This is a genomic window from Candidatus Sodalis sp. SoCistrobi, from assembly GCF_900143145.1.
Lineage (GTDB): Bacteria > Pseudomonadota > Gammaproteobacteria > Enterobacterales > Enterobacteriaceae > SoCistrobi.
The window spans coordinates 1-4,242 of sequence record NZ_FRDB01000236.1; the positions used below are offsets into that span (position 1 = coordinate 1).

The 4,242-nt window shown below is 45.9% G+C and carries 7 protein-coding genes; all 7 read right to left on the minus strand.

What is annotated here, in order from left to right; genetic code table 11:
* Positions 1–110: 110 nt before the first annotated feature.
* Positions 111–341, minus strand: a complete 231-nt coding sequence (locus CINSTRO3249_RS13400; protein WP_074013633.1) for a helix-turn-helix transcriptional regulator — start codon at positions 339–341, stop codon at positions 111–113.
* On the minus strand, positions 338–478 hold the full coding sequence (locus CINSTRO3249_RS17290) for a hypothetical protein (RefSeq protein WP_174249791.1): 141 nt from the start codon (positions 476–478) through the stop codon (positions 338–340). The genes CINSTRO3249_RS13400 and CINSTRO3249_RS17290 overlap by 4 nt, the downstream gene beginning before the upstream one ends.
* A gap of 169 nt (positions 479–647) precedes the next feature.
* The gene (locus CINSTRO3249_RS13405; RefSeq protein ID WP_074013634.1) at positions 648–1,244 is read right to left on the minus strand and encodes a DUF669 domain-containing protein; all 597 of its coding nucleotides are present in this window, start codon (positions 1,242–1,244) and stop codon (positions 648–650) included.
* A 102-nt stretch (positions 1,245–1,346) separates the two neighbouring features.
* Complete coding sequence (locus CINSTRO3249_RS13410; RefSeq protein WP_074013635.1) at positions 1,347–2,270, minus strand: leucine-rich repeat domain-containing protein; 924 nt, start codon at positions 2,268–2,270, stop codon at positions 1,347–1,349.
* A 24-nt stretch (positions 2,271–2,294) separates the two neighbouring features.
* Positions 2,295–2,528, minus strand: a complete 234-nt coding sequence (locus CINSTRO3249_RS13415; protein WP_074013636.1) for a DUF7446 family protein — start codon at positions 2,526–2,528, stop codon at positions 2,295–2,297.
* Positions 2,525–3,163, minus strand: a complete 639-nt coding sequence (locus tag CINSTRO3249_RS13420; RefSeq protein ID WP_074013637.1) for a hypothetical protein — start codon at positions 3,161–3,163, stop codon at positions 2,525–2,527. Before CINSTRO3249_RS13420 ends, CINSTRO3249_RS13415 begins: the two co-directional genes overlap by 4 nt.
* Positions 3,163–4,068, minus strand: coding sequence for an ATP-binding protein (locus tag CINSTRO3249_RS13425; RefSeq protein ID WP_074013638.1), 906 nt, complete (start codon positions 4,066–4,068; stop codon positions 3,163–3,165). Before CINSTRO3249_RS13425 ends, CINSTRO3249_RS13420 begins: the two co-directional genes overlap by 1 nt.
* Positions 4,069–4,242 lie beyond the last annotated feature (174 nt).

The window sequence follows — 4,242 nt, forward strand, 5'->3', positions numbered from 1 at the left end:
TGCTCATGCTGAGTTTCCAGCACTAGATTAACTGCCCGTTCACGGACTTCCGGAGAGTAACGTTTGGTCGTTGTCATAGAGACCTCCACTTTTAAAGTATAGACTCTAATTTATCCGGGGTGATTCACTGTTAGTAATCCTGTTAATGATTGCGTTTCAAATTTGGATTTTGCCTCTGCTATTGCTTGTTTAACGACTTTGTAAGCAACTGAGCGCAATATGGAAATTTCCTTTTGTGAACAACCAAGCGAAAAAAGAAAGGATGTTTCAAATTGCACTGGCGTCAGTTCAGGAAAAAGATTGCGCAGCTCAGGGTGCTGGGTCGGGTCAAAGAGCATCATATCGCACCCCCAACATTCAGCAGGTGGATGCACTGGCGCGCTGTCAGAGGCTTCGAGGTGAACGCGAAATCAACAATCTCGCTGCGGGTAAACTGTTGCACTTCCAATGCGCGTGTGGGCGCTGTACTCTTTTTCATAGCTCAAATCCTATCCTTGTAGGTTTTGGGTTAGGTGTCTGTTGGGATTTCGAGTCCCTTCAGGCACTGCCAGTTGTTGTGTTTCAGTTGGGTTTTACCCAACTCAATGCTCATTTCGTCGATGTGGTTGCCAATGAGGCAACCTGTTAAAATCGCTGCTGAATTGGCATCAAAAAGGGATTGAATCCTCATAAGCATCGACTGGCGGTACGTCGTGCGATGGCTGTCCGCTGTATTGCGGACTATGACGGCGATCGTCCTTATCCTTGAGCGTGGAAAGCATAATATCGATAGTCTTAGCATCCTGGCTTTCGAGACGCTCTTTGATGGTCTGCTTCGTATCAGGATAGAACGGGATACGAATTTCAAAGTTATAGGTATCGCCGCCGTCCTGCTTGGTGCGTAAAATCTTCTGCAACAGTAGCCCTACACGCTTTCCAGCGAACTCAGGAACGATAGTTTGGCTGGTACTGAGCATCTTTTCGCTGATGCTTTTGACTTCGGTACAGCCCATGATGGCTTGGATCATGTTAACGCCGTAGCTATTGGCCGAGCCGTCTTTCTTGTTGATGCAGACGGAAAGATATTGGATAAGTTGGCCGTCTGTGGATTCGCCTGAAAATTCAATGAACGTCGCGCCACTTGGACTTTTCACTACTTTGGCTTCGTCGATGGTGATAACGTAAGCACCGGACTCCTTGATAAAATTGCTTTGGCCTGCGGATATGGCGGCTGATTCGTCGTAGGTAAATAAAGACTTGCTCATGGTATTATTTCCTTTAAATTTAAGGTGTTGAGAAGGCTATAGTAGCGGTAAATTGGCTCTCCAACTATAGCAAGTTTTTTTCGATTTCGTTAAGCGTGCCCATTAAAGCTTTTGCTGCGTCAGTACTAACAGCGATTCCAGCGCAAACCGGGCGAGCAATACCGCATCCTCCTGGGGAATGGCGTCTACCTGACAGACGTAGTCGGCCAATACGCTCGCCTCATGCATTTCCTGAATTGATTGGAGAAGCTCGGGTGAGTTGCTCATGCCGCATCCGCCGGTTTTCCAGCGTTGCGTCAGTTCAGCCACGCATTCCCGCGCCGCCTGCTTGTAATCTTCGGCGTCTTTGCTTAAATATTTCAGGTCAACAACTATCTCAAAATCAGAAAGTTTTCTTAGGGAAAAATCGGCTGAAATTCGGATGCCACCATTTACCCTCGCTGCAAATATTGTCAGGTTGTGTTTTCCGCAATTCTCACGGTAAGCAACGTTGGAAATATTTTCAGGTTGGAGGCATAGAATATGGCCAACACTTAGATTGTTCGGCAAGCTGATAATCTTTGTGTCTCGGAGGTCAATACCATCACCAACACTAAAATTATCCGGCAAGCTGACAATACCTGTGCGTCTAAGGTCAAGATAGCCGTCAATTTTCAGGTTATCCGGCAAACTGGTGATATTTGTGCCGCGGAGGTCAAGCTTGCCACCAACACTCAAGTTGTCCGGTAGGCGGCTAATGTCTGTTTCGCTGAGATTGAGGTCTCCACCAACGCTCAGGTTATCCGGCAAACTGGAAATACCCGTATAGCGGAGGTCAAGGTCTCCACCGACGTTCAAGTTATCCGGTAAGCGGCTAATGCCTGTTTCGCGGAGGTCAAGATCACCGTCAACGCTCAGATTATTCGGCAAGCTGGTTATGCTCGCATAACGGAGATGGAGGTGTCTATTGACGAAAATCTTGTCTCCGTCAATGGAGTACGGGACGTTCTTTTCCTGCAACACTTCGATGAAGTCATTCATGTTCATACAGCACCCCCTGTCAATGTGAATTCAGTTACCCGGAGAAACAATGTCCACGGAGAATCGTAGAATTCTCCCGTCGCCAAAATCCACCTCGATACTCTCTTCACGATGGAGCATCTTTCGAGCGACCGCCGTAACCGCTTCATCCGTGACATCGTATTTCTTGCCCGTAAAGCGCATAGTGTTATCCTCTTGCGTGGAATATCCGGCCAGAATACGCCCTGACAATGTTGAATAACCGACAGAAATTGTATTTTTCATGTTGTGCCCCCGATTTTTGAGCTTGCTTTAGTTTTGATAAGTTCTGGAACATATAACTTAATAAATTCAACCAATTCTTCGGCAACGGCCATTACGTCTTTGTGCATATTGGGATATGCATAAAAACTTATCGGCATAAACTGTTTGATGAGATAGGTACCGGGATTGGCCGCAGGCTGGTATTTGCTGAACAAGTTGTAAGTAAATTTTCTTGCACTGAACCAGTCAAGATAGCAGCGCCATTGCAAACTATCGGTATAGTTCTCTGGGTCTAGAGAGCCAGTAAGCTTGTGGTCGTAGATAGTAGTCGCATCCATAGCATCGACAATGCCGACAAAGGTTACGCGCTCTCCATTAACAATCTGCTGTCTGGTAATTTTCCGCTCTCTTGTTTCTGGTAAAGCTATTTCACTCTCCATTTTACTGAAATCAAAAGTGAACCCGTCCATTTGCTCGATACTCAACTCCCCCAAAGAAGCTTTTTCGAGAACTTTGTGAAAAGCTGACCCAGCGGCCATAGCTTCCGTTGGAGGCGTCTTTTTCAGCAGATAGTTAATAATTTCATCAAGCTCTGCTTCGGGATTAGCCTTCCATCGGCGGAAGGCTTCAAGATTGGTCGCGGATATCCTAATCATTAGGCCGCCACCTTGATGTATTTACCCTCGTCTTTATTGAATGCGAACCCTTTACTTTTGGCTATTTCGTTCAAAAGGCGTTTATGATCTGAAGGTGCTTCCCGGAAATGCTCTACGGCGTCCTGAAAGTCGTCTTCGCTTTCGAGGCATTGTAGATCAACTCGAAGACGCTGTAGATCTTCTTGGGATTTTCTCGCTTCTTCAGACTGCTTGTTTAGCTCTTGCTTGATGCTACTTATGATAGCAGACAAATAATCTGGGCATTGACTGAAATGCGGGACTTCCTGAACTGGCAGCTGTGCCGGATTTTTGCCGAAGCCGGAGGCGCTGGGATTAAAGTCGAGCAATCTTTTTGTATTCTGGCCTGAGCCTTCAATGCGGATTCGTCCCATAACGTCGGCGACTTTGTAAATCTCACCTTTAGAGCCGCCTTGGATATCAAGACGTTCAACTAAATCTTCTCCAACCTGCTTTTCTTCCATGTGAGCTATCAGAATAATATCTTTACCAAACGATTTAAGCAGATTTAGCCATCCCGAAAATCCTGCTTTCAAGGCACCGAAACCCTGTAAAGATAGCTGTCCACCAAATCCCTTGAACTTCGGATTTTTTCGTATCAATTCAGCAGAAAGTGAATCGAGAGCCCGGCCAGCTGTATCAACCACAACGGTATTGTAAGTTGCTAAATCAGCAGCGGTGATTTGTTCTATTTCGCTCCAGTTCGCTATCTGGACTGTATCTTTACGAAACTGTGAGCGGTAAGCGCCGTTATCGAAGTCGAGCAATACCGGAGAATCAGCAGTAAATGCCATGGATGTTTTCCCTAGTCCCGGTGGTGCGTAAAGACAGGTGATTAGATTTTTTACTTCGATAGGTTGGGATGTCTTAACAATTTTTAGTGCCATTATGCCACCTCACTATAATCTATGATGGAGTCTTCATTTTTTCTGTTTGAATCACCCCGGATAAATTAGAGTCTATACTTTAAAAGTGGAGGTCTCTATGACAACGACCAAACGTTACTCTCCGGAAGTCCGTGAACGGGCAGTTAATCTAGTGCTGGAAACTCAGCATGAGCA

Bases quoted from the DNA above. Each gene is read 5' to 3' on its own strand.
- CINSTRO3249_RS13415 (WP_074013636.1), bottom strand. From the start codon at position 2,528: ATGAAAAATACAATTTCTGTCGGTTATTCAACATTGTCAGGGCGTATT.
- CINSTRO3249_RS17290 (WP_174249791.1), bottom strand. From the start codon at position 478: ATGAAAAAGAGTACAGCGCCCACACGCGCATTGGAAGTGCAACAGTTT.
- CINSTRO3249_RS13420 (WP_074013637.1), bottom strand. From the start codon at position 3,163: ATGATTAGGATATCCGCGACCAATCTTGAAGCCTTCCGCCGATGGAAG.
- CINSTRO3249_RS13400 (WP_074013633.1), bottom strand. From the start codon at position 341: ATGATGCTCTTTGACCCGACCCAGCACCCTGAGCTGCGCAATCTTTTT.
- CINSTRO3249_RS13410 (WP_074013635.1), bottom strand. From the start codon at position 2,270: ATGAACATGAATGACTTCATCGAAGTGTTGCAGGAAAAGAACGTCCCG.
- CINSTRO3249_RS13425 (WP_074013638.1), bottom strand. From the start codon at position 4,068: ATGGCACTAAAAATTGTTAAGACATCCCAACCTATCGAAGTAAAAAAT.
- CINSTRO3249_RS13405 (WP_074013634.1), bottom strand. From the start codon at position 1,244: ATGAGCAAGTCTTTATTTACCTACGACGAATCAGCCGCCATATCCGCA.